At 65.9% G+C, this 1,372-nt stretch carries 1 pseudogene; it reads left to right on the forward strand.

The annotated features are described in order from the left end of the window. Positions 1–924: 924 nt before the first annotated feature. A pseudogene (locus IG74_RS47265) lies at positions 925–1,372 on the forward strand (IS5 family transposase); the annotation flags it as partial.

The raw sequence follows: 1,372 nt of genomic DNA on the forward strand, positions 1-1,372 counted from the left end.
CAAGCGGCATCGCCAAGACCCACTTGCAACACGTACTCACCGCGATGGCCCTCAACCTCGTCCGCATCGACGCCTGGCTCACCAACACCCCACTCGGGGCCAGTACTCCGGGGGACGCCTCAGCCGCCGCTGCACGGTCCGGGTCTGCAACAAGATTGCGTCCACGAGGCCGAACGGCACGACTGGTGTCAGCTCCCCCAGATGGCCAGGAGCGAACCGGCCCGCGGCCACCGTGACCGTACGGGTGATGGTCGCCAGCGACGCCGGCAGGGCACAATGCTCGGGCAACGGAGCTCCTTCAGGTACAAGCTGTCTTGGACGACTCCTGTACCAACGAGCTCCGTTGCTCTACCTCAGAACCCCGTCAACTCCCCTTGCATGACCTGCAGAAACGCTAACTACCCGGCCTTGGGGGAAGTGCCCGTGTCCTTCGTGAGCACGCCTCGTTACACCGGACGTCGCGTGCACAATCCGTTCCCTGCGGAGCGCGAAATCTGTAGGGGCCCTGGACTGCGCTCCCTCCTCCGGGCCCCTACAGTGGCACAGCCCAGCGGGCGAACGGGTGAACCGCCACACAGCTTCCCTCCCCCTCGCGTGGTGGTATGGACCGTCGCGTCCCTTCCAGAACGACGGATTTTGACCGTGCCGCCCAGGGGTGCGTGGAATCAGGACGACACGGCCCGAGTCCGCCGCAGGAAGACCACCGGTCTGCGGACCCATACCCGCTATATAACCGCAGCCTCTTGTCACACTAGGCATCGACACATTGCACGTTCTCAACGTGGCCACCGATCGGGTGAGCTGCACTGAGTTTCGTGGAGTCCCTGATGCCAGGGTTACGATCCTGGTGAAGGAGATCCACGAGCACCGTGCCTGCACCACGTAAGACGTTATCTCATTTGGCTGGTTCGGTAGTCTGCGGTCGTGGGGATCGTGGAGCGTCTGGTGCCGGATGAGTTGTGGGAGTTGTTTCAGCGGGTGGTGCCGGGGGTCCCGGTGCGGCCGCAGGGCGGTGGCCGGCGTCGGCACGGGGACCCGGGAGGTGCTGGCCGCGATCGTGTTCGTGGCCGCGTCGGGCTGCACCTGGCAGCAGCTTCGGCGGCATCGTTCGGGCCCTCGGGTGCGACAGCCCACCGGCGCTTCACGGAGTGGACGAAGGCTCGGGTCTGGGCCAAGCTGCACCGCCTGGTCCTCGACGAGCTCGGCGCCCGCGGCGAGCTGGACTGGTCGCGGTGCGCCATCGACTCGGTGACCATGCGAGCCATGAAAAGGGGGACCTGACCGGCCCGAATCCTGTGGACCGGGGCAAGTACGGGCCGAAGATCCACTTGATCACGGAACGGACCGGACTGCCCCTGTCCACCGGCATCTC

It is taken from the genome of Streptomyces sp. NRRL B-1347 (assembly GCF_000720325.1).
Taxonomy (GTDB): Bacteria; Actinomycetota; Actinomycetes; order Streptomycetales; family Streptomycetaceae; genus Streptomyces.